The organism is Afifella sp. JA880 (assembly GCF_025379905.1).
Lineage (GTDB): Bacteria > Pseudomonadota > Alphaproteobacteria > Rhizobiales > Afifellaceae > Afifella > Afifella aestuarii.
This window is the reverse complement of record NZ_JAOANH010000002.1, coordinates 766,161-788,233: the sequence shown is the minus strand read 5'-3', so window position 1 is coordinate 788,233 and position 22,073 is coordinate 766,161. Positions and strand designations below refer to the sequence as shown.

The 22,073-nt window shown below is 63.3% G+C and carries 21 protein-coding genes; 7 read left to right on the top strand and 14 right to left on the bottom strand.

All coding sequences use genetic code 11. The features are described 5' to 3' along the window. Positions 1 to 22: 22 nt before the first annotated feature. A complete protein-coding gene (locus NYQ83_RS11945) occupies positions 23 to 976 on the bottom strand; it encodes a LysR substrate-binding domain-containing protein (protein ID WP_261214889.1) in 954 nt (317 codons plus the stop codon). 181 nt (positions 977 to 1,157) lie between these two features. Between NYQ83_RS11945 and NYQ83_RS11940 the strand changes: the two genes are divergently transcribed. Genes NYQ83_RS11940 through NYQ83_RS11925 form a run of 4 tightly spaced genes read left to right on the top strand, consistent with a single transcriptional unit; the run spans position 1,158 to position 5,787 of the window. Further along, positions 1,158 to 2,336: a CaiB/BaiF CoA transferase family protein gene (locus NYQ83_RS11940; RefSeq protein ID WP_261214887.1), complete on the top strand. Its 1,179-nt coding sequence runs from the start codon at positions 1,158 to 1,160 to the stop codon at positions 2,334 to 2,336. Position 2,337: 1 nt separating this feature from the next. Next, positions 2,338 to 3,498 carry an acyl-CoA dehydrogenase family protein gene (locus tag NYQ83_RS11935; protein ID WP_261214885.1) on the top strand — a complete coding sequence of 387 codons (1,161 nt, stop codon included), beginning with the start codon at positions 2,338 to 2,340 and terminating at the stop codon, positions 3,496 to 3,498. A gap of 8 nt (positions 3,499 to 3,506) precedes the next feature. After that, positions 3,507 to 4,922, top strand: coding sequence for an MmgE/PrpD family protein (locus tag NYQ83_RS11930; protein ID WP_261214883.1), 1,416 nt, complete (start codon positions 3,507 to 3,509; stop codon positions 4,920 to 4,922). Then, a complete protein-coding gene (locus NYQ83_RS11925) occupies positions 4,915 to 5,787 on the top strand; it encodes an HpcH/HpaI aldolase/citrate lyase family protein (protein ID WP_261214881.1) in 873 nt (290 codons plus the stop codon). Before NYQ83_RS11930 ends, NYQ83_RS11925 begins: the two co-directional genes overlap by 8 nt. Positions 5,788 to 5,858: 71 nt before the next feature. Here the strand turns inward: NYQ83_RS11925 and NYQ83_RS11920 are convergent, their stop codons facing one another. From NYQ83_RS11920 to NYQ83_RS11900, 5 genes are all read right to left on the bottom strand, one after another. Continuing rightward, positions 5,859 to 6,620 carry an SDR family NAD(P)-dependent oxidoreductase gene (locus NYQ83_RS11920; RefSeq protein ID WP_261214880.1) on the bottom strand — a complete coding sequence of 254 codons (762 nt, stop codon included), beginning with the start codon at positions 6,618 to 6,620 and terminating at the stop codon, positions 5,859 to 5,861. A 224-nt stretch (positions 6,621 to 6,844) separates the two neighbouring features. Next, positions 6,845 to 7,606 carry an ABC transporter permease gene (locus NYQ83_RS11915; RefSeq protein WP_128291093.1) on the bottom strand — a complete coding sequence of 254 codons (762 nt, stop codon included), beginning with the start codon at positions 7,604 to 7,606 and terminating at the stop codon, positions 6,845 to 6,847. Then, the gene (locus NYQ83_RS11910) at positions 7,603 to 8,529 is read right to left on the bottom strand and encodes an ABC transporter ATP-binding protein (RefSeq protein WP_261214877.1); all 927 of its coding nucleotides are present in this window, start codon (positions 8,527 to 8,529) and stop codon (positions 7,603 to 7,605) included. Before NYQ83_RS11910 ends, NYQ83_RS11915 begins: the two co-directional genes overlap by 4 nt. 136 nt (positions 8,530 to 8,665) lie before the next feature. Then, a complete protein-coding gene (gene hpaR / locus NYQ83_RS11905; RefSeq protein ID WP_234628908.1) occupies positions 8,666 to 9,142 on the bottom strand; it encodes a homoprotocatechuate degradation operon regulator HpaR in 477 nt (158 codons plus the stop codon). Positions 9,143 to 9,439: 297 nt separating this feature from the next. Continuing rightward, a complete protein-coding gene (locus tag NYQ83_RS11900) occupies positions 9,440 to 10,690 on the bottom strand; it encodes an NAD(P)/FAD-dependent oxidoreductase (RefSeq protein ID WP_261214874.1) in 1,251 nt (416 codons plus the stop codon). 478 nt (positions 10,691 to 11,168) lie between these two features. Here NYQ83_RS11900 and NYQ83_RS11895 point away from each other — a divergent pair, with 478 nt between their 5' ends. Further along, on the top strand, positions 11,169 to 12,464 hold the full coding sequence (locus NYQ83_RS11895) for an O-antigen ligase family protein (protein ID WP_261214872.1): 1,296 nt from the start codon (positions 11,169 to 11,171) through the stop codon (positions 12,462 to 12,464). Here NYQ83_RS11895 and NYQ83_RS11890 read toward each other — a convergent pair. The 4 genes from NYQ83_RS11890 to NYQ83_RS11875 all read right to left on the bottom strand — a co-directional run bounded on the left by NYQ83_RS11890 (position 12,391) and on the right by NYQ83_RS11875 (position 17,341). Further along, positions 12,391 to 13,416, bottom strand: a complete 1,026-nt coding sequence (locus NYQ83_RS11890; protein WP_261214870.1) for an MraY family glycosyltransferase — start codon at positions 13,414 to 13,416, stop codon at positions 12,391 to 12,393. The two genes, NYQ83_RS11895 and NYQ83_RS11890, sit on opposite strands and share 74 nt — an antisense overlap. A gap of 8 nt (positions 13,417 to 13,424) precedes the next feature. After that, a complete protein-coding gene (locus NYQ83_RS11885; RefSeq protein WP_128291099.1) occupies positions 13,425 to 15,359 on the bottom strand; it encodes a polysaccharide biosynthesis protein in 1,935 nt (644 codons plus the stop codon). 166 nt (positions 15,360 to 15,525) lie between these two features. Then, positions 15,526 to 16,581: a hypothetical protein gene (locus NYQ83_RS11880; protein ID WP_261214867.1), complete on the bottom strand. Its 1,056-nt coding sequence runs from the start codon at positions 16,579 to 16,581 to the stop codon at positions 15,526 to 15,528. A 139-nt stretch (positions 16,582 to 16,720) separates the two neighbouring features. Continuing rightward, positions 16,721 to 17,341, bottom strand: coding sequence for a DUF1134 domain-containing protein (locus NYQ83_RS11875; protein ID WP_128291101.1), 621 nt, complete (start codon positions 17,339 to 17,341; stop codon positions 16,721 to 16,723). 182 nt (positions 17,342 to 17,523) lie between these two features. On the opposite strand from NYQ83_RS11875, the gene chpT reads away from it, so the two are divergent. Beyond that, entirely contained in the window at positions 17,524 to 18,168 is a 645-nt protein-coding gene (gene chpT, locus NYQ83_RS11870; RefSeq protein ID WP_261214866.1) for a histidine phosphotransferase ChpT, read from the top strand. Between the two features lie 104 nt (positions 18,169 to 18,272). On the opposite strand, the gene ctrA is transcribed toward chpT, so the two are convergent. Beyond that, a complete protein-coding gene (gene ctrA, locus NYQ83_RS11865) occupies positions 18,273 to 18,974 on the bottom strand; it encodes a response regulator transcription factor CtrA (protein ID WP_092815812.1) in 702 nt (233 codons plus the stop codon). 354 nt (positions 18,975 to 19,328) lie between these two features. Between ctrA and NYQ83_RS11860 the strand changes: the two genes are divergently transcribed. Beyond that, positions 19,329 to 19,739: a flagellar export protein FliJ gene (locus NYQ83_RS11860; RefSeq protein WP_261214865.1), complete on the top strand. Its 411-nt coding sequence runs from the start codon at positions 19,329 to 19,331 to the stop codon at positions 19,737 to 19,739. A 51-nt stretch (positions 19,740 to 19,790) separates the two neighbouring features. On the opposite strand, the gene NYQ83_RS11855 is transcribed toward NYQ83_RS11860, so the two are convergent. The 3 genes from NYQ83_RS11855 to NYQ83_RS11845 form a co-directional block, all read right to left on the bottom strand. Continuing rightward, on the bottom strand, positions 19,791 to 20,555 hold the full coding sequence (locus NYQ83_RS11855; RefSeq protein WP_261214864.1) for a hypothetical protein: 765 nt from the start codon (positions 20,553 to 20,555) through the stop codon (positions 19,791 to 19,793). 188 nt (positions 20,556 to 20,743) lie between these two features. After that, on the bottom strand, positions 20,744 to 21,670 hold the full coding sequence (locus tag NYQ83_RS11850) for an aminotransferase class IV (protein ID WP_261214863.1): 927 nt from the start codon (positions 21,668 to 21,670) through the stop codon (positions 20,744 to 20,746). Positions 21,671 to 21,776: 106 nt separating this feature from the next. Continuing rightward, positions 21,777 to 22,052, bottom strand: coding sequence for a DUF1153 domain-containing protein (locus NYQ83_RS11845; RefSeq protein WP_092815821.1), 276 nt, complete (start codon positions 22,050 to 22,052; stop codon positions 21,777 to 21,779). Positions 22,053 to 22,073: the final 21 nt, after the last annotated feature.

The window sequence follows — 22,073 nt, the reverse complement described above, 5'->3', positions numbered from 1 at the left end:
TGCGGTGGCTTCTGCCGGCGTCTCAAGTCCTGGTGGACGATGCGGGATGCGGGCGCGCCTGACCTGCCCGCCAGGCGGCCAGGCGGTTTTCCTGCGGTGAGGCGACCGCATCGGCGAGCCGCCGAACGAGATTCGACACCGGCCGATCACGCGGCAGGCAGATAACGAGATCGCGCTGCGACCAGTCGTCGGAGATGGCGATGACTTTGGCACCCTTTTCCAAGGTTTCCGCCGGGATGACGCTCGCCGGCACGATCGACACGCCGGCGCCGGCGGCCACCATGCGGCAGACGCTGCCGAAGCTTCTGACCCGGATGCGGATGGTCAATTCGCGGCCGAGCCGGTGCGCGTGCTTTTTCAGATGTGCGGAAATCGCCGAGCGGGTGTCGAGCGTGATGAAGCTCTCGTCGAGGAGATCCGTGAAGGTGACGGCGCTGCGCTGCGCCAGCGGATGCCCGGCCGGGGCGATGAAGACAAGGCGGTCGGAGAGGATCGGAATGGTCTCGATGCCGTCGAGCTGGGCATTTTCCGCCGCAATGCCGATGTCGGCCTCGCCGGAGCGCACGGCGGTGGCGATCTCATCGGAGGTGTCTTCCTCCAGATCGACGATCACGTCCGGGTGGCGGGCGAGAAAGCTCGCCAGCACGTCGGGAAGAAAGCTGGTGATGGCATTGGAATTGGCGCGCAGCTTGATGAGACCGCTTTCGCGCTGCTTCCAGGCCTCCACCGCACCATCGAGGCGCTCCGCCTGCAAGAGGACGGCTCGGGCATGGCCCGCGACCATGAGGCCCGCGCGCGTCGGCTTGGAGCCTCGGGCGGTGCGCTCCAGCAAAGGCACGCCGGCGCGGCTTTCCAGGATCTTCATGCGCTCGTGCAAGGCGGAGACGGAGATGTGATGGAGACGTGCCGCCTCCGCCATGCTGCCGAGCTCGCTCACCGCCACGAAGAGCCTGAGATCGGTCAGGTCGAAATGCATCCGGCTTTCTCCATTGCCGAAAGCAGCATCCAGAGAATACGACTGGTCCGCAAGCTCTTTCCTGTCGTAGGCGGCATGGATCGTCTTCGAAGCCCGCCGCAGAATGCGGGCCCGTAGCGAACCCGCGAGGAGAGAGGAAAGCGAACCATGAGAGGCTGCGTATGAGAGGCGAGGCGACGCCGTGACGAGGCCTCTCGATGGAATTCTCGTCGTCAGCATCGAGCAGGCGATCGCCGCCCCCTATGCGACGCGGCTTCTGGCCGATCTCGGCGCGCGCGTCATCAAGGTGGAGCGGCCGGATGGTGGCGATTTCGCGCGCGAATACGACAAGCGGGCGCGCGACATGGCGAGCCATTTCGTCTGGACGAACCGTTCCAAGGAAAGCCTCACGCTCGATCTGAAGCGCGAGGAGGGCGTCGCGATCCTGAAGCGGCTTTTGAAGAAGGCCGACGTCTTCGTGCAGAATCTCGCGCCGGGTGCCGCCGAGAGGCTCGGACTCGGAGAGAAGACGCTGCGGGCGGAGAACGAAAAGCTGATCACGTGCGCGATTTCGGGCTACGGCGAGGGCGGGCCTTACGGCACAAAGAAGGCCTATGATCTTCTGATCCAGGCCGAAGCCGGCTTCGTTTCGGTGACGGGTTCGCCCGGCCAGCCGGCCAAGGCCGGGATCTCGATCGCCGACATCGCCGCCGGCGTCTCCGCCTACAACACCATCCTCGCCGCGCTTCTCAACCGCCACAAAACGGCGAGGGGCGACCATATCGAGATCTCCATGCTGGAGGCGATGGCCGAATGGATGGGCTATCCGATGTATTTCGCGACCGATGGGGCGCCGCCGCCGCCGCTTGCCGGCGCGGGACACGCCACGATCTTCCCTTATGGGCCCTATCGCACGGCCGACGGCACGGTGATTTTCGGCCTGCAGAACGATCGCGAATGGGCGGCCTTCTGCCGAACGGTTCTGGAACGGGAAGATCTCGCGACCGACGCCCGCTTCAAAGGCAATGCCGGGCGCGCGGCGCATATGGATGAGATCAATGAGGCCATCAACCGCGTCCTTTCAACGCTGACCACTGCCGAGGCGATGGCGCGGCTCGAGAAAGCCAATATCGGCACGGCGAGCCTGAACGACATGGCGGCGCTCTGGGCGCATCCGCAGCTTGCTGCCCGCAATCGCTGGCAGGAAATCGCCATTCCGACGGGGACGATTCCGGCCCTTCGTCCGATCTCCGGTGCCGCCTGGCAGCCACGGCTCGATCCCGTGCCGGCGCTCGGCGAGCACACACGCGCCATCCTGGACGAACTTGAGATCACGCAAGAGGAGGCTGCGGCGCTCGCAGCTTCCGGAAAAGACGAGTGACATGATTGCAGACGAGGAAGACCACCGCGATCTCCGCGACGCGCTTCGCGCGCTGTGCGCCGAATTCCCGGCCGAATACCACCGCAAGCACGGGGCTGCGGAAACCTACCCGGAAGAGTTCATCACGGCTCTGACGGAGGCGGGCTGGCTCGCCGCCATGATCCCTGAGGAATATGGCGGATCAGGACTTGGCCTGACGGAGGCCTCCATCATCATGGAGGAGATCAACCGCTCGGGCGGCAATGCCGGCCATTGCCACGGCCAGATGTACAATATGGGCACGCTGTTGCGGCACGGTTCGGAGGCGCAGAAGAAAGAGTTTCTGCCGAAGATCGCGTCGGGCGAGCTCCGCCTGCAGTCGATGGGCGTGACGGAGCCGACGACGGGCACCGACACGACGAAACTGAAGACGACGGCGGTCAAGAAAGGCGACCGTTATGTCGTCAACGGCCAGAAGGTCTGGATCTCGCGCATCCAGCATTCCGACCTGATGATCCTGCTCGCCCGCACCACGCCGCTTGCCGACGTGCAGCGGAAATCGCAGGGGTTGTCGATCTTCCTGGTCGATCTCAAGGAGGCGATCGGCAACGGCCTCTCGGTGACGCCCATCCGCAACATGGTGGGCCACGAGACCAACGAGCTCTTCTTCGACGATCTGGAAATTCCGGCTGAAAGCCTCATCGGCGAAGAGGGCCGGGGTTTCAAATATATCCTCGACGGGCTCAACGCCGAGCGCACGCTGATCGCCGCCGAATGCATCGGCGACGGCTATTGGTTCGTCGACAAGATGGTCGCCTATGCCAATGAGCGCACCGTCTTCGAACGCCCGATCGGTCAGAACCAGGGGGTGCAGTTTCCGATCGCGCGCGCCTATGTCGATATCGAGGCGGCCAATCTCATGCGCTTCAAGGCGGCGCGGAAGTTCGATGCACATGCAGATTGCGGCGCAGAGGCGAATATGGCGAAACTCCTCGCCGCCGACGCCTCCTGGAAGGCTGCGAATGTCTGCCTGCAGACGTTTGGTGGCTTCGGCTTCGCCGAGGAATACGACGTGGAGCGCAAGTTCCGGGAGACGCGGCTTTACCAGGTGGCGCCGATCTCCACCAATTTCATCCTCTCCTATGTCGCCGAGCATGTTCTCGGCCTGCCGCGCTCATTCTGAGGTTCCGTATGGCTGATGCCGGACAGCGCAACCCGCTTTTGATGCAGGCGACAGGCCGGGAAAGCGCCGAGCTCGCGGCCTTCGCTGCCGGCCTCGATCTCGACGCCGTGCCCGAAGAGGTGGTGGCGCGGGCCGTCGACTTCTTCGTCGACTGGGCGGGCTCGGTTCTCTCCGGGCGCGGGCATCGCGCCATCGGCGTTCTGGAGCGCTATGCCGAGACGATGGGCCCCGCCGATGGGGGGGCTGAAATCCTCACCAATCGACGCGCCACCTCGCCGCTCTTCGCCGCGATCGTGAATGCGGCGGCGAGCCATATCTCCGAGCAGGACGACGTTCACAACGGCTCCGTCTTCCACCCCGCGACCGTCGTCTTTTCGCCGGCGCTGGCCGTGGCGCAGATGATCGGCGCCTCAGGCCGCGATTTCCTGGCGGCTTCGATCGCCGGCTATGAGGTCGGTATCCGGGTCGGTGAATTTCTCGGCCGCTCGCATTACACGGTCTTTCACACGACCGGCACGGCGGGGACGTTTGCGGCGGCAGCGGCCGTCGGTCGTCTTCTCGGGCTTTCCGCCGGAGAGATGGGCGAGGCCTTCGGTTCCGCCGGCACGCAATCGGCCGGGCTTTGGGAATTCCTGCGCGATGCCGCCGATTCCAAGCAACTGCATACGGCCAAAGCGGCGGAGAACGGTCTGATGGCTGCCTATCTGGCGCGCGATGGCTTCACCGGGGCAAAACGGATCCTGGAAGGAAAGCAGGGGCTAGCTGCCGGGACATCATCAGATGCCGATCCGGCAAAGCTTGTCGACCGGCTTGGTGAGCGCTGGGCGCTCGCCGAGACGTCGTTCAAGTTTCACGCCTCGTGCCGGCACACGCATCCGGCGGCCGACGCGCTCCTGAAGGTGGTGATGGAGCACGATCTTGCCGCAAGCGATATCGCCGCCGTCACAACCCATGTGCATCAGGGCGCGATCGATGTTCTGGGCGCCGTCACACAGCCGCAGAGCGTGCATCAGGCAAAGTTTTCCATGGGCGCCACGCTCGGCCTCGTCGCCGCACATCGCAAAGCGGGTCTTTCGGAGTTTGCCGGCGTGCTCGACGATCGCGTCGCGCTGTCCTTCATCGACAAGGTGGACATGGCGCTCGATGCGGAAGTCGATCAGGCCTATCCGGCACGCTGGATCGGCAAGGTCACGGTGATGACCGGCGATGGGCGGCGGCTCGAAGGGCGTGTCGACGTGCCGAAAGGCGACCCCGGCAACACGCTGAGCCGGGCTGAGATTATCGAGAAGGCGCGGGCGCTGGCATTGTCGTCCGGTGCGGTTGAGCCAACCGAGCTAGATGCGCTGATGGACCGGCTTTGGTCCATCTCTGAGGCCGAGAAGATCGGTTTTCTTCTGCCTCGAAGGGGAAGCGATGATGGGTGACACGCGTTTTCCGTTCCTGCCGCTCTTCGTGCCGGCCGACCGGCCGGAGCGTTTCGGCAAGGCTGCCGCGTCCGGCGCCGACGCCGCCATCATCGATCTCGAAGATGCCGTCGCACCCCCCGCCAAGGAGACGGCGCGAGAGGGGCTCGGGCAGGGCCTTGAGGGACTCAAGCCGGGCGAGACGGAGATCTATGTTCGCCTCAATGGCGCCGATACGGGATATTTCGCCGACGACCTGGAAGCTGTCGCGACTTTGCCTCTGACGGGCATCGTTCTGCCAAAAGCGGAAGATCCCGCCATTCTGCGGATTGCCCGAGAAACGCTCGGGGCGAACGGCCGCGTCATTGCCCTTGTCGAAACGCCCCTCGGCATCGTGCGCGCCCGTGAGCTTGCGCAGGTTGCCGACCGTCTCGCCTTTGGCTCGCTCGACTATGCCGTCGCCATAGGGGCGCGTCATGTCCGGCACGCGCTCGATGCGGCCCGTCAGGAACTCGTCCTCGCCTCCGCCTGCGCGGAGCTGCCTGGCCCGATCGACGGGGTGACCACGACCTACCGCGACGAGCAGGCGGTCGTTGATGACGCCGCCTATGCGGCCGATCTCGGCTTCGGCGGCAAGCTTCTCATCCATCCGGCACAGATCGCCCCCGCCATTCGCGGCTTTTCGCCGACGGGTGAAGAAGTTGCCCGCGCGGAGAAGATCCTGTCGGCTCTCACGGAGAGGGAGGGGGGCGCTGTGTCTCTCGATGGAGCGATGGTGGATGCTCCCGTCGTGAAATGGGCGCAGACCGTCAAATCGCGGACGCTCCGGCTTCAGGTTTTGCAGACGGACGGCGAAGCGGGCGCTGCGGCACGGGCTCGAGCGTGAAATCGCCCTGATGCCGAAAAGGGCGGAGCCTTCGCCCCGCCCTTCGTTCTCTGATGCAGACTGGCGTCAGGTCAGGCCTGAACCGGCTGGCCATTCGAGGCCGACACACCGCCATCGACCGGCACATTGGCGCCGGTCATGAAGCTCGCGTCGTCGCTTGCGAGGAAGGCGATGACGGCAGCCACCTCCTCCGGTTCGCAGGGGCGGCCGAGGGGAATGCGGCGGCGAAAGGCGTCGACGAGTTCCTTATCGTCCAGCATGTCCTCGGTCAGGCCGGTCTTGGTGAAGCTCGGGCAGACGGAATTGACGCGGATGCCGCGCTTGCCGAGATCGAGTGCAAGCGCTCGTGTGTAGTTCACGATCGCGCCCTTCGCGGCGTTGTAGGGGCTCATGCCCCAATCGCCCCCGGTTCCGGAGACGGATGCCGTGTTGATGATCGACCCCTTGGTCTTCTCCAGCTCCGGAATGGCGGCGCGGCTACCATAAAAGACCCCGTCCACATCCGTCTTCATGACCTTGTGCCACTGCTCGTCCGTGATGTCTTCGGGGTTGCCGTTTTCCAGGACGCCCGCATTGTTGACGAGGATGTCGAGCCGGCCGAACTGATCGATCGTCTTGCGGACGGCGGCGTCGACCTCCTCGCGCTTCGAAACGTCGGCGCGGATCGACAGGGTCCGTTCGGTCGGCAGGCTGCCGGCCACTTCTTCGAGCCTGTCGGAGAGGTCGACCAGCGCCACATTGGCGCCCTCGCTGGAAAAGCGCCGGGCTGTCGCCTCACCCATGCCGGAGGCGGCGCCGGTTACGAGAACGACCTTGTTGTTAAAGCGGTGCATGGAACAACTCCTTCCGGGCAGACGCGAGGCGCCTGCCAATCTTCATTGTGTGCGGATTGTATGAAGGAGCAACGCGGCAACCGCCCGGACGATCCTCGGTTTTTGCCGAAGGGGGCTTTTGGAACGTGTCGGGACTTGGGCGTCGCCGCAAGTGCCGGGTCTGGCTTGCTCCGAAACCCTGTGGATGAGGAGAGTCGTTTTCCGCAGGACGCCCGGAGAGAACGTCAGCTCTTCAGGCGCCAACCGGTTTTGAAGATCCACCAGATCGCCGCAAGGCAAATGATGAGGAAGAGCGCGGTCATGATCAGGCTGACGGTGACCGAGACGTCGGCCAGACCGTAAAAACTCCAGCGGAAGCCTGAGATCAGATAGACGACGGGGTTGAACAGCGTCACCTTCTGCCAGAAGGGCGGCAGCATATCGATCGAATAGAAGCTGCCGCCGAGGAAGGTCAGAGGCGTGATGATGAGAAGCGGCACGATCTGCAGCTTCTCGAAACCATCGGCCCAGATGCCGATGATGAAGCCGAACATCGAGAAGGTGACGGCGGTCAGCACCAGGAACGTCACCATCCACAGCGGATGTTCGATCCTGAGCGGCACGAAAAGCGTGGCGGTCGCGAGAATGATGACCCCCAGGATGACCGATTTCGTGGCCGCAGCACCGACATAGGCAATGACGATCTCGAGGAAGGAGACCGGCGCGGACAGGTGCTCGAAGATCGTTCCGGTGAACTTCGGAAAATAGATGCCGAAGGCGGCGTTCGTCACGCTCTGCGTCAGAAGCGAGAGCATGACGAGGCCGGGGACGATGAAAGCGCCGTAGCTGACGCCCCCCACTTCGTCGATGCGCGAGCCGATGGCGGAGCCGAAGACGACGAAATAGAGCGTCGTCGACAAGACTGGCGCCAGAATGCTCTGCATCAGCGTGCGGGCGGTGCGGGCCATCTCGAATTTGTAGATGGCGCGAATGGCGTAAATGTTCATGCCGCCTCGTGAACCAGACTGACGAAGATTTCTTCGAGCGTGCTCTCGCGTGTCTCAATATCGCTGAAACGGATGCCTGCCTCGGTCAGATCGTGCAGAAGGGAGGTGATCCCCTTGCGGTTCTGCGCCGTTTCGTAGGTGTAGGTGAGATAGGTGCCGTCTTCGGAAAGCTCCAGCTCGTACGATGCGAGCGATTCCGGCACAGCGTGGAGAGGTTGCTGGAGGCACAGGCGGAGCTGCTTGCGGCCAAGTTTGCGCATCAGCTCTTTCTTTTCCTCCACGAGAACGATCTCGCCGTGATTGATGACGCCCACCCGATCGGCCATCTCCTCGGCCTCTTCAATGTAGTGCGTCGTCAAGATGACGGTGACGCCCGTCTCCCTCAAGGAGCTGATCAGCCGCCACATATCGCGCCGCAGCTCCACGTCGACGCCAGCCGTCGGCTCGTCGAGAAAGAGGATTTCAGGCTCATGTGAGAGCGCCTTGGCGATCAGAACCCGCCGCTTCATACCGCCCGAGAGCGTGATGATCTTGGAATCGCGCTTCTCCCAGAGAGACAGATCGCGCAGCACGCTCTCCAGATGGGCCGGGTTCGGCTTCTTTCCGAAAAGGCCGCGCGAGAACGAGACAGTTGCCCAGACAGTTTCGAAGGCGTCCGTCGAAAGCTCCTGCGGCACGAGCCCGATCTTGGAGCGGGCGGCGCGGTAATCGGAGATGATGTCGTGACCGTCCACGGTCACGGTGCCCGTGGTTGGATTGACGATGCCGCAAATGATACCGATGAGCGTCGTCTTGCCAGCGCCGTTGGGACCGAGGAGCGCGAACAGCTCTCCCTTTTCGATCTCAAGATCGATGTTTTTCAGCGCCTGAAAGCCGCTCTCATAGGTTTTGGACAGGCCGGAAACTGAAAGGACGTTCGACATGGGGTGCGGGCGACATCCGGAAAGGAAGGAATGGTAAGCCGGCATTTAGGCCGCCGGCAAAAAAGGGCCAGAGCAGAAAGTGGCGGTGCGTGACAATCCACCCCGCGCCATGGGGCGTCCGAGACGAAACGCTGCCTCAGGCGACGGCCTTGCGCAGTTCGTCCGGTCGTTGCTGAAATTCGACCGCATGCCCGTCCATGGCGAGTTCCTCCAGCATGCTGAGCAGCATTTCCATCCTCTCTTCGCCGAAGATTGTCTCGATGCGCTTGTAAACGTCTTCGATGGCAGGCGAGGCGAGGCGGATGAGACTGCGGCCATTCTCCGTAATGTCGATCTTCAGGCGACGGCTGTCCTGGCCGTCCTGACCGCGTGTGATGAGGCCCCGCTCTTCCAGGGCTTTCAGGATGCGCGTCATGGAGGGGGTGAGAAGACACGCCCGGGCCGACAGCGCCGTGGCATCGGAAGGACCGGCTTCGTCCAAGATGCGGAGAACGCGCCATTGCTGTTCGGTGCAGCCATATTCGGCGATGATCGGCCGCAGATGCATCATGAAGGCTTCGCGGGCGCGCAGAAGCGCCACCGGTACTGAACGACCTGTCTGGCGTAGGGTCATGATGGCGACGTCTCCCGGCGATCCTGTCAGGCATTGTAGCGGGAAGTCGTCCTCGACCAAAGACGCGGCCTTCCCAGGCTTCTGCCGGTGGCAAGGCGCCCGGGCACCGGACGGTTCCGCCGAGATACTATCAGATTGTTCGCTTCTGCGGCTGCGACGCGTCAGCGTTCGCCCGAGCCCGCTTTGAGGGCTTGCCCGGGCTGGATCGCTGCACCGCGTGATCTGCCGCCGGCGACCCTCCAGAATCGTCCCCTGAAGGGTCGGTGCAGATCCGCAGAGGCGTCGCTGGAGGCGCTCTCAGGCCTGCGCGGTCGCCTTGCGATGAGCCTGGGTGAACGCACGAAGATCGAAATCGGGATCTTCGACCTGATGGGCGCGGATTTCGACACCGAGTTTCATCAAGGTCCGCACCGCCATGTGGTCGGCCGGCCGGTTGACGGATTCCACCGCGATCAGGCGTCCTTCCTTGAAACAGAAGACAGAAAAAGTCTCCGCTTCCGGATCTCCGCGCAGGATCGTCTGATCCGTGCCAAAGGGAAGTCCGACCATCTGCAGCTTCAGGTTCGACTGATCGCTCCAGAACCAGGGAACGTCGCAATAGGCGGTCGGTTTGCCCACGAGGCGCGCGGCGAGGCAGCGGGCCTGGTCGACGGCGTTTTGCACCGATTCAAGCCGCATCGACTTGCCTGCCTGGACGTTCGGGTGATTGGCCACGTCGCCGATCGCCGAGATGGCCGGATCGGACGTGGCGAGAAACTCGTCGACCACGATGCCGTCCTTGACCTCCAGGCCAGCGGCTTCGGCGAGCTCGGAATTGGCGAGAACGCCAATGCCATAGAGAACGAGATCGGCGGCGACGTTGCGCCCATCGGCGAGCACCACGCCCGTGACGTGATCGTTTTCCCCTTCGAGCCGCTGCACGCGTGCATCTGTGATGATGTGGACGCCGCGGCGACGATGGGCATTTTCGAAGAATTCCGACATCTTCGGCGTCACGACGCGCGCCATGACACGCGGCGCCAGTTCCACAACGGTCACGGTCTTGCCGAGCTTGGCGGCAACTGCGGCAAGCTCCAGGCCGATGAACCCGCCACCGACGACGACGAGGCTGGACGCCGCCTCGATGCGTTCACGCAGCCGGTTGGAATCGGCGAGCCCACGGACGGCGAAGACGCCGTCGAGCTCGGCGCCCGGCACCGGCAGCGGACGATTGCGGACGCCGAGCGCCAACGTCAGATGATCGTAGCGCAGGCGACGTCCCGACTGCAGCTCGACCTCGCGGGCCGCCCGGTCGATGGTCGTGACCGCTTCGCCGAGAATGAGCTCGATGTTGCGGTCCTCATAGAATTTCTCGCCGCGGAGAAGCAGCCCTTCGGCGCTGACGGTGCCGATCAGATAGCCTTTCGACAGGGGGGGGCGCTGATAGGGCAGATCAGTTTCTTCGCCGATCAGAACGATGCGCCCGGTGAAGCCAAGCTCGCGCAGCGATGCGGCGAGCTGCACGCCCGCATGGCCGGTACCAACGATGATCTGGGTTTCTTCGGACATTTCGAACATTCCTTTCGGCGCTGCTTTTGGCGCACCGTCTGGCGAAGCGCAACGATGCCGTTCTCGTCTCGTCTCAGTTAGAGAGGGCTGAGAGGCAATCGCCGGCCATAAGGCCGATCGGCGGCAGGGGGAACCGATACGGTGTCGCGGGCGATGGCGCGCATCGCTTCCTCAAGGCACACTCTGATGCGCTTTTGCAGAAAGGCGATGCGGAAGAAGGGGGCGAAACTGCCGGTTCTGTTGCAAGAAGCTGCCGACATGATCGGCCGTGAAGGGCCCCGCTTTCGCCATCTTCGCTCGGCTTTCCTACAAATAGTCTGGAATTTCGCAGCCGAAGCCTCCGGTGGCGCAAGGCGAGAGCTTGCTGGTCCGGTTGTGTTTGTGCCATCTCCCTTGCGGGATCGGCTCCGGATCGCATGATGGATTTGGGAGCCCGCGGATCTTGCCGCGGCAGCCTGGCGGCCGAAGGGGGCCTTGATTGCAAAGAAAACGTGTCCTCGCCGCGAACCTCCCTTCGATCGCTTCCTTTATCGGTCTTGCTCTCGCTTTCGTCTTCGTGCCGTTCATCACCTTTCTGTCGACGCGGTCAGCGCCGGCGGTGTTGAGCTTTGCGACGCTGTTTCTGCTCCTTGGCGCCTATTGGCGAGCGGAGACGTGGCGGGATTTCGCAGCACGCTTCACCGAAGTGGCCCGGCAGCCCTTGGCGATCGCGATCGCCTCGTTCGTGCTTGCAGCCTTTGCGAGCGTCTCATGGTCGGTCGAGCCTTTGATGAGCCTGCAATATTCGTTTCGCCTGTTGGGGAACTGCCTGCTCGGCTTCGCCTTCGTCGTCGTCATCGCTGGGGAGCACCGACGACACATCATGAAATTCCTGGTGGTCGGGCTCGTGATCACCCTGCCGCTTCTGGCAAACGAGCTGCACGGGCCGTTCCAGCTCAGACAACCCTTCTCCGATACGCTCGGCTCAGAATCTCTCAACCGGGCGGTTCTCGTGACGAGCATCCTGGCTGCACTCTTTCTGGCCCTCGCTTGTGCCGAGAAATGGCTGTCCTGGCTGGCGCTTTTTCTCTCGGTTGTCGCTGCCGTCGTTGCGGTCCTCTCCTCCTCGCAGTCCTCCGTCCTCTTTTGGGGTGTGGTGGTGATCGCCTGGCCGCTTGCCGTCTACGCTCCGAGGGCGACGGCCCGCGCCGTGACCGCGACAGCCTTTGCGTGCCTCGTCCTCTTTCCATTCTTCGCCATGCTCTACACGCCCTGGATGCGCCAGCTGCTCGGTGGCGTTCCGGAGGATGTCGTGCACGCGACGAGCGCGCAGATTCGCCTTTCCATCTGGGAGAATTTTGCCGAGCTCATCCCGCACGAGCCTCTCCTCGGCTGGGGCTATTATGCCGAACGCGCCATGAGCAAGGGGCTCGCCGGCCCCGCCGCATCCGCGGTGATCGGCAGCGCCCATCCGCATGATGTCGCGATCCAATTGTGGGTCGATTTCGGTCTTCTGGGCGTCTTCGTGGCGGGTCTCATCGGCTTTGCCTGGCTGCGGCGTCTCTTGCAGGCGGAGACGGCCGTTCTGACGGCCGCAAGCGCGATCACCGCAGGTGTCTTTGCGGTCTGGATGGTGAGCCACGGTGCCTGGCAGGAATGGTGGCTGGCGATGATGTCGCTGGTCTTCGCGACGCTTCTGCGTAGCACGCCGGGCGGCCAGGCTATTTCCTTCTGGCGGAAAGCCGAAACGCGAGCGCATCCACCATTCCATGGCGCAACGCCACCCAAAACGTGAGCGAACTCACATAGGCCGCCACGACAGCCGCGTAGGGGGCTCGCGTCGAGATCACGGCAAGCGCGATGCAGAAGATGCTGTTGAGGGTGAGCGCGCGCACCACCTGATCGTGCTTCCAGCCCCGCCGCACGGCTTTCTGGTAAGCATGTTCGCTATGGGCGAGCCAGATGCGCTCGCCACGGCGCGCACGAATGAGAAGGGTGAGGCCGGTGTCGGTGAGATAATAGGCCGGCAGAATGAGCGCGGCAGCAATCTCTCCCTTAAGAGCGAGCGCGACCAGAAGAGAACCGACACAAAAGCCCACGAAAACGCTGCCGGCATCGCCCAGAAAAATCCGCGCCGGGTGCCAGTTGTGGAGGAGAAAGCCGAGGCTCGCCGCGATGAGAAGGCAGGGCAGGAGCGGCAGGTCGCCCAAGGGAGTGGCGACAAGCAGAACGCCGATCGCGATGGCAATCGTCGTCACGCCGGTGATGCCGTCGATGCCGTCCATGAAGTTGTAGGCATTGACGAAGCCGAGCAGGAAGAACCACAGGACGAAGCGTTCAACAAGGAAGGGCAGTGCGAGGCTGAAGCTCAGCGAGAGTGGCAGGGACGCGACAGCCACCGCCACAAGGCCCGCCTGGGCAGCGAAGCGGGTGGCGGCCCTCAGGCCGAGGAGATCGTCGAAGGCGGAGACGAGTGCAAGCGCCACGGCGATCGCGAGGAATGAAATCTCGCTTGCTGCCGGCAGGCCGGTCGGGACCCCAAGCACGAGGCCGATCACGAGGCAGAGCGTGATGACCGGCACGAGCGCAAACCCGGCGCCGCGGGGTACGGGTGTTTCATGATTGCGACGTGCGTCCGGCAGGTCGAGAAGCGCGCGGCGGGTGAGTACGGGGATGAGGCTGCGAATGCCAACCCACGTGACAGCGAAGGCTGCAACCGACAGCCACAAGGCATTGACCTGATCCATCACGCGGCTCAGCCGGGGGCTCTGTCCATCAAAGAGCGCACATTGTTGGTCGGTCGCGCGCAGAGCTCGGTGATGCCGCTGCGCAAGAGGCCGACGCAGGCGGCGTTGTCGCCGTGCATCGCGGCGGTGTGGAGATCAGTCAAATAGACGTCGAGGCGCTCGGGCAGGATCGCGGGCGCGCTGGCGAGAAGGACCCCCGCGACGGGCGTATGCGTGACCGTCTCGTTCTCGCTGACGAGATCTTCATGCAGCTTCTCTCCCGGGCGCAGGCCGGTGAACACCACCGGCACGTCAACGTCCGGCTTCCGTCCGGCAAGACGAATGAGATTTCGGGCCAGATCGGCGATGCGTACAGGTTCGCCCATGTCGAGGAGGTAGATCTTGCCGCCGCCTTCGGGATGGGCGACGCCATAGGCCGACGCCTGCAGAACGAGCTGTGCCGCTTCGCTCGGCGTCATGAAATAGCGCGTGACATCGGCATGGGTGACCGTCAAAGGCCCGCCGTTCTTGAGCTGCTCTTCGAAGAGCGGCAGGACGGAGCCCCGCGAGCCCAGAACGTTGCCGAAGCGCACGATCATGAAGCGGGTGCCTTTCTGCTCGCGGTCGAGCTTCTGGCAGTAGCGTTCGGCAAGTCCCTTGGTCAGACCGAGGACGTTCTTGGCGTTGGCGGCCTTGTCGGTCGAGATCATGATGAAGGCGCTGGCGCCGGATGCGCAGGCGGCGTCGGCGACGTTCTTGGTGCCGAAGACGTTGGAAAGAACCGCCTCGACGGGGTTTCTCTCCACGATCGGCACGTGCTTCAGCGCCGCGGCGTGGAAGACGAGTTCCGGCCGTTCGCGCATGAACAGCGCCTTCAGTGCTTCGCGGTCGCGGATGTCGCAGAGGATCGGCACCACCTGCGCCTGGATGCTCGGATTTTTCCGGATACGGCGATCGATCTCATAGAGATTGTGCTCGCTGTTCTCCAGCAGGATGAGGCGTGAAGCACCGAAGCGCACGACCTGCTTGACGATTTCGGAGCCGACCGAACCACCGGCACCCGTGATGAGGACGCTGCGCCCGGCGATCAGGCGGTTGATGCCTTCCTCGTCGAGCACCACGGGCTGGCGGCCGAGCAGGTCTTCGATCTTGACCGCTTCGGGCTCCACGTTCTGCTGCGAGGCCTGCAGATCCTGAATGTTCGGCAGCCGGTTCACGGTCAGCCCAACCTGCGAGGCGGCATCGACCAGCTCGTTCAGGACATCGCGCGGCGTGTTCACACGCGCGACAATGATCTGGGTCGGCGGCGTCGACGTGCGCCTCAGCTGCGTCACCTGCCGCGCCATGCCCTCGATCGTGCTCAAGACCGGAACGCCGTGAAGCTGGCGCCCGACGTGTCTCGGGTTCGTTTCGATGATGCCGACGATGAGAAAGCGCGATTTGCGGTCGCGTTTGACGGCGCGGATGAAGACATCGGCCTCGTCATTGAAGCCGAAAAGCAGCACCGGCTCGAGCGGGTTGCGCGGATCGTGGCTGGAGCGGCCGATGAGGCTGTCGCGATAAAGCCGGTAGGCCATACGCGGCGCGCCCAGCATGACGGTCAGAACGAACCATTCGATAACAAGAACCGAACGGGGCAGGGCGCCGCCGCGCTGGATGAGGAAAATGACGAGCAGAAAGATGAAGATGGAGGCGGTGACCGCCTTCGAGATCGCGTAGATATCGCGCACCGACGCGTAGCGCCAGGAGCCGCTGTGCAGCCGGAAGATCGGAAAGACGAGCACGCAGACGAGCGTGAAAATGCCAATGAGGCTCACGACCTCGCCGGGGGCGAAGGTCGGTTCCGTCCCCGTGCGCAGGTAATAGGAAAGGCCGAGGGAGATCGCTGCGGCCGAAAAATCGTAGCCGTAGATAATCCAGCTGCGCATGCGCCGGGAGATGCGTCTGACCACCTGATCGATCACGTCCGGCTCCCGATTTGATGCTGAGGTGCAAAAAGCGATCGCAGGCTAAAGCCGCTGCCCTGTCGCGCGTTCCCATGCCAGGTCTCGCTCAGGCGATCCAACCTCGCAGCTATGTCAAAGCTATGGCAGAAGCGCATACGGTTTCTTGCCGCCCCCTCTCGGAAAGCTACTCGGCCGGGGTCTTGGTCGAGTGCTGTTTCAACTGGCGGATATCGGCAAGGGCTTGAAAGAAACGGTCTTCGGCCCCCCTCGGCTTGTCCTGTGCGGGCCCGTTCGAGGCATCTGAAGAAGCCTCTTCGCCGGCCGAGGCGTGACCGTTCTTCGCCTCGGTGTTGCCGTCCGTCTGTGTACCGTTCTTGTTTGTGAAGCCGTTGGCGCCGGCGGGCTGCATCGGCCGGTCGGCCGACATGCGGCGGATGTCTTCGCTGATGCGCGCGATTTCCTCCGGACCGATCGGCTCTGCGTCTTTGGCCGTGTCTCTGGCAGTGTGATTGCGGGAAAGATGGCGGGCGGCCTGCGTGCGGTGGCCGGGCGCGCGCCGCGCCTCGCTGCGCCGCGGGGCGCCTTTCGCGTCTTTCCGGCTGGACCTTTTGCCTTCTTCCGAAGCCCCGGCCTTCTCCGGCGCCGGGTCGTGTTTGACGGCCTCCGGATCCTCCTCGGAGGCGGCGCTCCCCATGACGGAGCGGAGGTAGTCGATTTCCGCGCGCATGCCGATCAGGTCGACGCGGCGGTCCTCCGCCAGGCTCTTCAGGTCCTGGATCTCATCTTGCAGGGCAAGCCGGCGTTCCATCTCCGCTTCGAGCGCGTTGCGGCCGGCGCGCAATGCCGTGCCGGTTTCAGCCAGACGCTTCTTGGTTTCGATGAGTTCGGCGTTGGTTTGTTCGAGGCGGGTGCCGAGCTCGCCGATCTCTTCGTCTCGGGACGCGAGATCGCTGCGCAATGCGGCAATCTCCTGCGTCTTGAGATCGGAATCGAGGCGATAGGCGGTGACGCGGTCGCGAAAAGTGCTCGCATCACGCTCCAGCCGGCGTATGGCCATCGCATTGCGGGCGCGCATCTCGTCGCGCTCCGTATCGAAATCGGCTCTCGTTATCGCCAGGCTCGCCTTCAGACGCTGTTCCGTCACGCGCCGGATGCGGCGAGCAAGGACCGTGAAAAACGCAAGACAGAACAATCCGCTCGCAAATGCGCCAAGGGCGAACAGCATAGCCGCTTGTATCATCACCGGCTCCGTCCGCGGCAGGCCTTTAGAAATAGAGGCAGGTTGCGCAGACGGCAACAAGAGCTTGGCCGGAGCGTGCGCGTGTCCGCGACACTATCGCAAAAATGTCACGGCTTGTTCAAGCTTTGCGTGGGCTTGCTCAGAACGGATTCCAGGTCGGTCTGGAAGTGAACTTGAGATAGCCGAGATTGACGCCCAGCCGGGCACCGACGCCGGTGCGGATCGGCACGACATAGATCGGGTCGTGCACGCCGGTGTGCGAGAGCACGGTCATGCCGAGGCCGCCGACCATATAAGCGGAGCCGTTCACGCCGGCGAAGCGCTGGTAGATGGAATTGTAGCTCGGCAGGTTATAGACGAGCATCATCGTGCGATTGCCATCGCCGCCGAAATCCCACCCGACCGAAGGGCCCTGCCAGAAGATGTGGCTGGGCGGTGCGAGCTTGGTATAGATCGTGCCTTCGCCGTAGCGCAGGCCGCCGATGAGGGCGCCGGAGCCCTCCTGGCCGATGATGTAGCCGTTGGGAAGGCCGTAACGCTGGATGGCCTTTTCCACGAGCGTGGCCAAGCCCCCGGATGCGGCTCCAAAGACGTGATGGCCCGCTTCGACGACCTCCGCCGCCGTGTAGTTGAGGCTACCGGGTTCACCGGCCTGGGCCGAAGCCGGCTGGACCGCACCCGCCTGAGTGGCGAAGGCGGCCGGAGCGACCGCGATCTGGACTGCCAGCGCGCCGGCAGCAAGAAGTCTGGCTATGGGCATGGGCCCTCCTGCGACGGCTTTTTAATGACCTCGATTGGTCCACAGGAAACGGCAGAATGGTAAATGTCGGGTAAACCCCCGAGAAATGGGGCGCTCCGGCTGGTCCGCGGCAGGCGCGCTCGATACGATGGGTCAACCATGAGCGACGAATCGCTTTCTGTCCCAATTTCGGATTTCAGCCGATGACCAGCCTTAAAATCGCGCCAGTCGACCTTGCCGCCTTGATCGCGAGCCGGGTCTGTCATGACGTCATCAGCCCTGTCGGCGCCATTGCCAACGGACTCGAAGTCCTCGATGAGGAAACCGATCCGAGCATGCGCGACTTCGCGATGGATCTCATTCGCAAGAGCGCCCGTCAGGCCTCCGTGAAATTGCAGTTTTCGCGTTTGGCCTTCGGCGCGTCCGGCGGGGCGGGCGCGCAAATCGATATGGCCGATGCAGGCCGGTGCGCGGGCGAGTTCCTGGAGCGCGAGAAGGCCAATCTCGACTGGCAGGTCGACGCGCAGATGCTGCCGAAAGCAGAGGCGAAGATCCTGCTCAACCTCCTGCTTCTCGGTGCCAACACGATCGCCCGGGGCGGCACTCTGACGGTCGGCGCCACGCAGGGCGAGAACGGGGTGACGATCAGCGTGGTGGCGGTCGGCGACCGCGCCCGCCTTTCCGACAGCGTCCGCACGGTGCTTCTTTCGGGCGAAGTCCCCGAACAGCTCGATGCGCATTCGGTCCAGCCGCTTTATGCGGTCATGCTCGCCGAAGAGGTCGGCCTCGGCTTCGAGATCGCCGAAGAGGAGGGGAAGGTCTCTTTCCTCGCCCGCCCGAAAGCCTGAGCCGCGCCCAGCCCCACGCTCCGAGACGGGCGCGCGTTGCGCCCAAAACGAAAAGCCCCGCGACCTTGCGGTGCGGGGCTATCGAAGGGGATTGAAGAGAGGCTTCAGGCGCTTTCGCGGAACTCTTCCTGATCGGGCTCGCGCAGCACGTAGCCGCGACCCCAGACCGTCTCGATATAATTCTCGCCGTCGGTCGCAGCCGCGAGCTTCTTTCTGAGCTTGCAGATGAACACGTCGATGATTTTGAGCTCAGGCTCGTCCATGCCGCCGTAGAGATGGTTGAGGAACATCTCCTTCGTCAGCGTCGTGCCCTTTCTGAGGGAGAGGAGCTCCAGCATCTGGTACTCCTTGCCGGTCAGATGTACGCGCTGGCCGGCCACTTCGACGGTTTTGGTGTCGAGATTGACCCGGAGATTGCCGGTCTGGATGACCGATTCCGCGTGTCCCTTGGACCGACGGACGACCGCGTTGATGCGCGCGACCAGCTCATCCTTGTGGAAGGGCTTGGTCATATAATCGTCGGCGCCGAAGCCCAGGCCGCGGACCTTGTCTTCGATGCCGCCCAAGCCTGAAAGGATCAGGATCGGCGTCTTCACCTTGGCGACACGCAGCTGCTTCAAGACATCGTAGCCGGTCATATCCGGCAAGTTGAGGTCGAGAAGGATAATGTCGTAGTCGTAGAGCTTGCCGAGGTCGACACCTTCCTCACCGAGGTCGGTCGTATAGACGTTGAAGCTTTCCGACTTCAGCATCAATTCGATCGACTGTGCGGTGGCGCTGTCGTCCTCGATCAGAAGAACACGCATGCCAATCCCCTCCTAGCCCTTTTCGTGCCGCTCGAGTGATGTGTGGCTCGAGCCGACTGAACAGGCAAAACCGCAGCCACATTTACGTCGGAATGGTTAACAGACTCTAACTCCCGGCAGCAAGCCCATAACGTCAGCTGCTTAAAATAGAGTCTTGATTCCATTCCGATTCCGCTGGGTCACCTGCGTCGAGAAACGTTGTGGTACCGATGCGGCTGGACGCCTTCGCGCCGGCGCCGGACCGGCCAACTCAAAGCAAACGGCATCAAGCGATTTACCGTGCCTTAAGTCCTCGTCCCTATCATTAACGCCAGTCGTAAACGAACGGTTACCGCCGCCCGTTGCCGGTGTCATGTGGAGCGGGTGGACCCTCGGGGCTGGGGAGTATTGAGTATGAAGTCGCGAGACGCATCCCTCCGGCAAAAACGCTTTAAAGTTGAAGATTGCGAGCGGCGGCTCGGCCAGATCGACGCCATGATCGAAGAATTCAGCCGGATGGCGGCCGATCTAGAACACGAGATAGCGGCTGAAAAGCGGCGGACGGGGATCGAAGACGAAAAGCATTTCGCCTATTCGACCTTCGCACGTGCAGCCGGCCAGAGGCGCGAGAACCTGCTCGCTTCGGTTGATGATTTAAATCGGCAGCGCGAAGCCGCCCAGGCGGCGCTTGAAACCGCGCGCGCCGAGCTTCAGCGCGAAGAAGGGCGGCTCGGCCGGGAAAACCCCGGGACAGCTCCGTCCGGCCACGGTCGTCTGGCAAGCTGAGATATCGTTCCGCGCCCTCGGTCAGGCCGGGGGCGCCGATCAAAAGTGCGATCAGGGCGTGAGCTTGTGTCGGGCGAGTTGCTCGTAGAGCGGCAATGCCTCGGCCGCCACTTCCTTGAGCCCGTCATCTTCCAACTCCGGCAGCGGCGCCGGCGGCTGAAAGCCCGTCGAGCGATGCACTGCATCGTACCAATGCGCGGCCCAAACGCCGTCGCTGTCGCGGGGACCGGCCGGCCAGGCGAGCATTGCCGGAGAAAAATCGATCTCGAGAGCCCCGCAAAGGGCACGCAGCATCGCTTCCGGATTTGCGAGAAGATCGTCGGCGTCGACGACCGGAGGGATCCTTCTGCCCAATTCCGCCGCCAGGCGAAAGAGCTCATCCTGCTCGACGAATCCGATATCTGAAAGGCTCGGGCCGGCGCGCTTGCGGGCATAGGAAGCGAGCACGCGCGCCGGATGACGGATCAGGAACGCGTGGCGACAGCTGCGCATCCAATCGCGGCCGATCTCCGCGATCATGTGGTGCGTCATGTGCTTCTGGTAGAAGATACGGCTGCCGAAGGGCGGCGCGCCCGCGAGGCGCTCCGCCACCTTTTGCCAATCGGCTTCATGGGCGGCACAGATTTCCTCGCGCATCGGATGGTCGATGCCGGTCACCTTCAGCCATGCCGCATAGAACGGCTCGTCCCATACTTCGGTGTCGGGACGGTTTTCGAAGGCACGCATCATCGCGGTCGAGATGTTGCGCGGGCCGGACCACATGGCGATGCGGATCGTCTCGTCGCTCTTCGCGGGCGAGGGTCTCTCAAACGCCATCACGGCACCTGGAATGCTGGGAAGATGGAGACCTGACCGCGGACTCGAACCGCAGATATTTGACGCTGCACCGCCAACGGGTACCCGTTCCCCCATCAGGTCGATGAGAGATTAGGCGAACACGAATGCGTGAGAAAACCATCACGTGCCAATGTGGTTAAAATCTTAGTCTTTGCCTTAGAGAGGGCTCAAGACAAGGGTGTGGCGAAGGCGTGGATGCGCTCGCGGTAGAGCTGCGTCAGCCGCGGCAAGAGCTTCGGCCTGTCGGGATGAAGCGTGCCGATCATCCGTCCGTCGACGGAGCGGACCGGGACCAGCCCGGCGAACGTGCCTGTGATAAAGGCCTCGTCGGCCCCATAGACGTCGGTCAGCGAAAAGCGCCTTTCATGTGCCGGGATGCCGGCCTCTCGGGCGGCTTTCAGCACCTGTCCGCGGGTGACTCCGCCGAGGCAGTAATCGCCCGTCGAGGTCCAGACCTCGCCGTTGCGGACGATGAAGAAATGCGTGGAATTGCAGGTGGCGACAAAGCCTGCCGGGTCGAGCATCAGCCCTTCATCCGCGCCGGCCTTGGCGGCTTGAATGCATGCAAGGATGCAGTTGAGCTTGGAATGGGAATTGATCTTCTGGTCCTGCTCGGCAGGCCCCGTGCGCCGCACATGAACGGTGAAAAGCGTGACGCCTTCGCCTGCGATTTCAGGCTTCGGGTTTTTGTATTCGGGAATGACGACGATCGTGGGCGCGCCGATCGTCATGCGCGGATCCTGATAAGGGGTGCGCTTCACGCCGCGCGTGATCATCAGGCGAACATGCACGCCGTCGCGCATGTCGTTGGCGGCGAGGCATTCCATCACCCGGGCGATGAGGCCGGCGCGATCGAGCCCGATATCCATGTCGAGCGCCGCAGCGCCCTCAAACAGGCGGTCGAGATGCTCGTCGAGGAAGGCGATGCCCCCGTCGGTGACGCGCAGGCCTTCCCAGACGCCGTCGCCCAGGATGAAACCGGAATCGAAGACGGAGACGACCGCCTTGTCTCGCGGCAAGAGTTCGCCGTTGACCGAGATCAGGATCTCGGCGTTGCGCGGATCGTCTTCGTATTCGTGGGTGCCTGTCGCCATTTCGCCGCCCGATCACTGGAGATTTCAATGAAACCATTCCGGCAAAGCCGGGGTGCGGGCGGCTGTCAAGGGCAAGTGGGGGCGAAGCCCCGCTAGAGGCGGGACATCAATTGCGGTATTGCTGAATTCGGGTCGTGCGCAGCCCAGCAAGGCCGTGAGACTCGATCGACATCTGCCAGGAGAGAAACTCCTCGACTGTCAGCGTATAGCGCGAGCAAGCTTCATCGAGGCTCAATAAGCCGCCGCGGACGGCGGCAACAACCTCAGCCTTGCGGCGGATCACCCAGCGCTTGGTATTGGGGGGTGGAAGATCAGCAATCGTGAGCGGGCTTCCATCCGGTCCGATAACGTATTTCACTCTCGGTCGGACATGCTCGGCCATGGCAGACTCTTATACAAACTC

Excerpts from the sequence above, each read along its gene's own strand:
- NYQ83_RS11945 (WP_261214889.1), bottom strand. The coding sequence starts at position 976 with ATGCATTTCGACCTGACCGATCTCAGGCTCTTCGTGGCGGTGAGCGAG.
- NYQ83_RS11935 (WP_261214885.1), top strand. The coding sequence starts at position 2,338 with ATGATTGCAGACGAGGAAGACCACCGCGATCTCCGCGACGCGCTTCGC.
- NYQ83_RS11930 (WP_261214883.1), top strand. The coding sequence starts at position 3,507 with ATGGCTGATGCCGGACAGCGCAACCCGCTTTTGATGCAGGCGACAGGC.
- NYQ83_RS11925 (WP_261214881.1), top strand. The coding sequence starts at position 4,915 with ATGGGTGACACGCGTTTTCCGTTCCTGCCGCTCTTCGTGCCGGCCGAC.
- NYQ83_RS11920 (WP_261214880.1), bottom strand. The coding sequence starts at position 6,620 with ATGCACCGCTTTAACAACAAGGTCGTTCTCGTAACCGGCGCCGCCTCC.
- NYQ83_RS11915 (WP_128291093.1), bottom strand. The coding sequence starts at position 7,606 with ATGAACATTTACGCCATTCGCGCCATCTACAAATTCGAGATGGCCCGC.
- NYQ83_RS11910 (WP_261214877.1), bottom strand. The coding sequence starts at position 8,529 with ATGTCGAACGTCCTTTCAGTTTCCGGCCTGTCCAAAACCTATGAGAGC.
- hpaR (WP_234628908.1), bottom strand. The coding sequence starts at position 9,142 with ATGACCCTACGCCAGACAGGTCGTTCAGTACCGGTGGCGCTTCTGCGC.
- NYQ83_RS11900 (WP_261214874.1), bottom strand. The coding sequence starts at position 10,690 with ATGTCCGAAGAAACCCAGATCATCGTTGGTACCGGCCATGCGGGCGTG.
- NYQ83_RS11890 (WP_261214870.1), bottom strand. The coding sequence starts at position 13,416 with ATGGATCAGGTCAATGCCTTGTGGCTGTCGGTTGCAGCCTTCGCTGTC.
- NYQ83_RS11880 (WP_261214867.1), bottom strand. The coding sequence starts at position 16,581 with ATGATACAAGCGGCTATGCTGTTCGCCCTTGGCGCATTTGCGAGCGGA.
- NYQ83_RS11875 (WP_128291101.1), bottom strand. The coding sequence starts at position 17,341 with ATGCCCATAGCCAGACTTCTTGCTGCCGGCGCGCTGGCAGTCCAGATC.
- chpT (WP_261214866.1), top strand. The coding sequence starts at position 17,524 with ATGACCAGCCTTAAAATCGCGCCAGTCGACCTTGCCGCCTTGATCGCG.
- ctrA (WP_092815812.1), bottom strand. The coding sequence starts at position 18,974 with ATGCGTGTTCTTCTGATCGAGGACGACAGCGCCACCGCACAGTCGATC.
- NYQ83_RS11855 (WP_261214864.1), bottom strand. The coding sequence starts at position 20,555 with ATGGCGTTTGAGAGACCCTCGCCCGCGAAGAGCGACGAGACGATCCGC.
- NYQ83_RS11850 (WP_261214863.1), bottom strand. The coding sequence starts at position 21,670 with ATGGCGACAGGCACCCACGAATACGAAGACGATCCGCGCAACGCCGAG.
- NYQ83_RS11845 (WP_092815821.1), bottom strand. The coding sequence starts at position 22,052 with ATGGCCGAGCATGTCCGACCGAGAGTGAAATACGTTATCGGACCGGAT.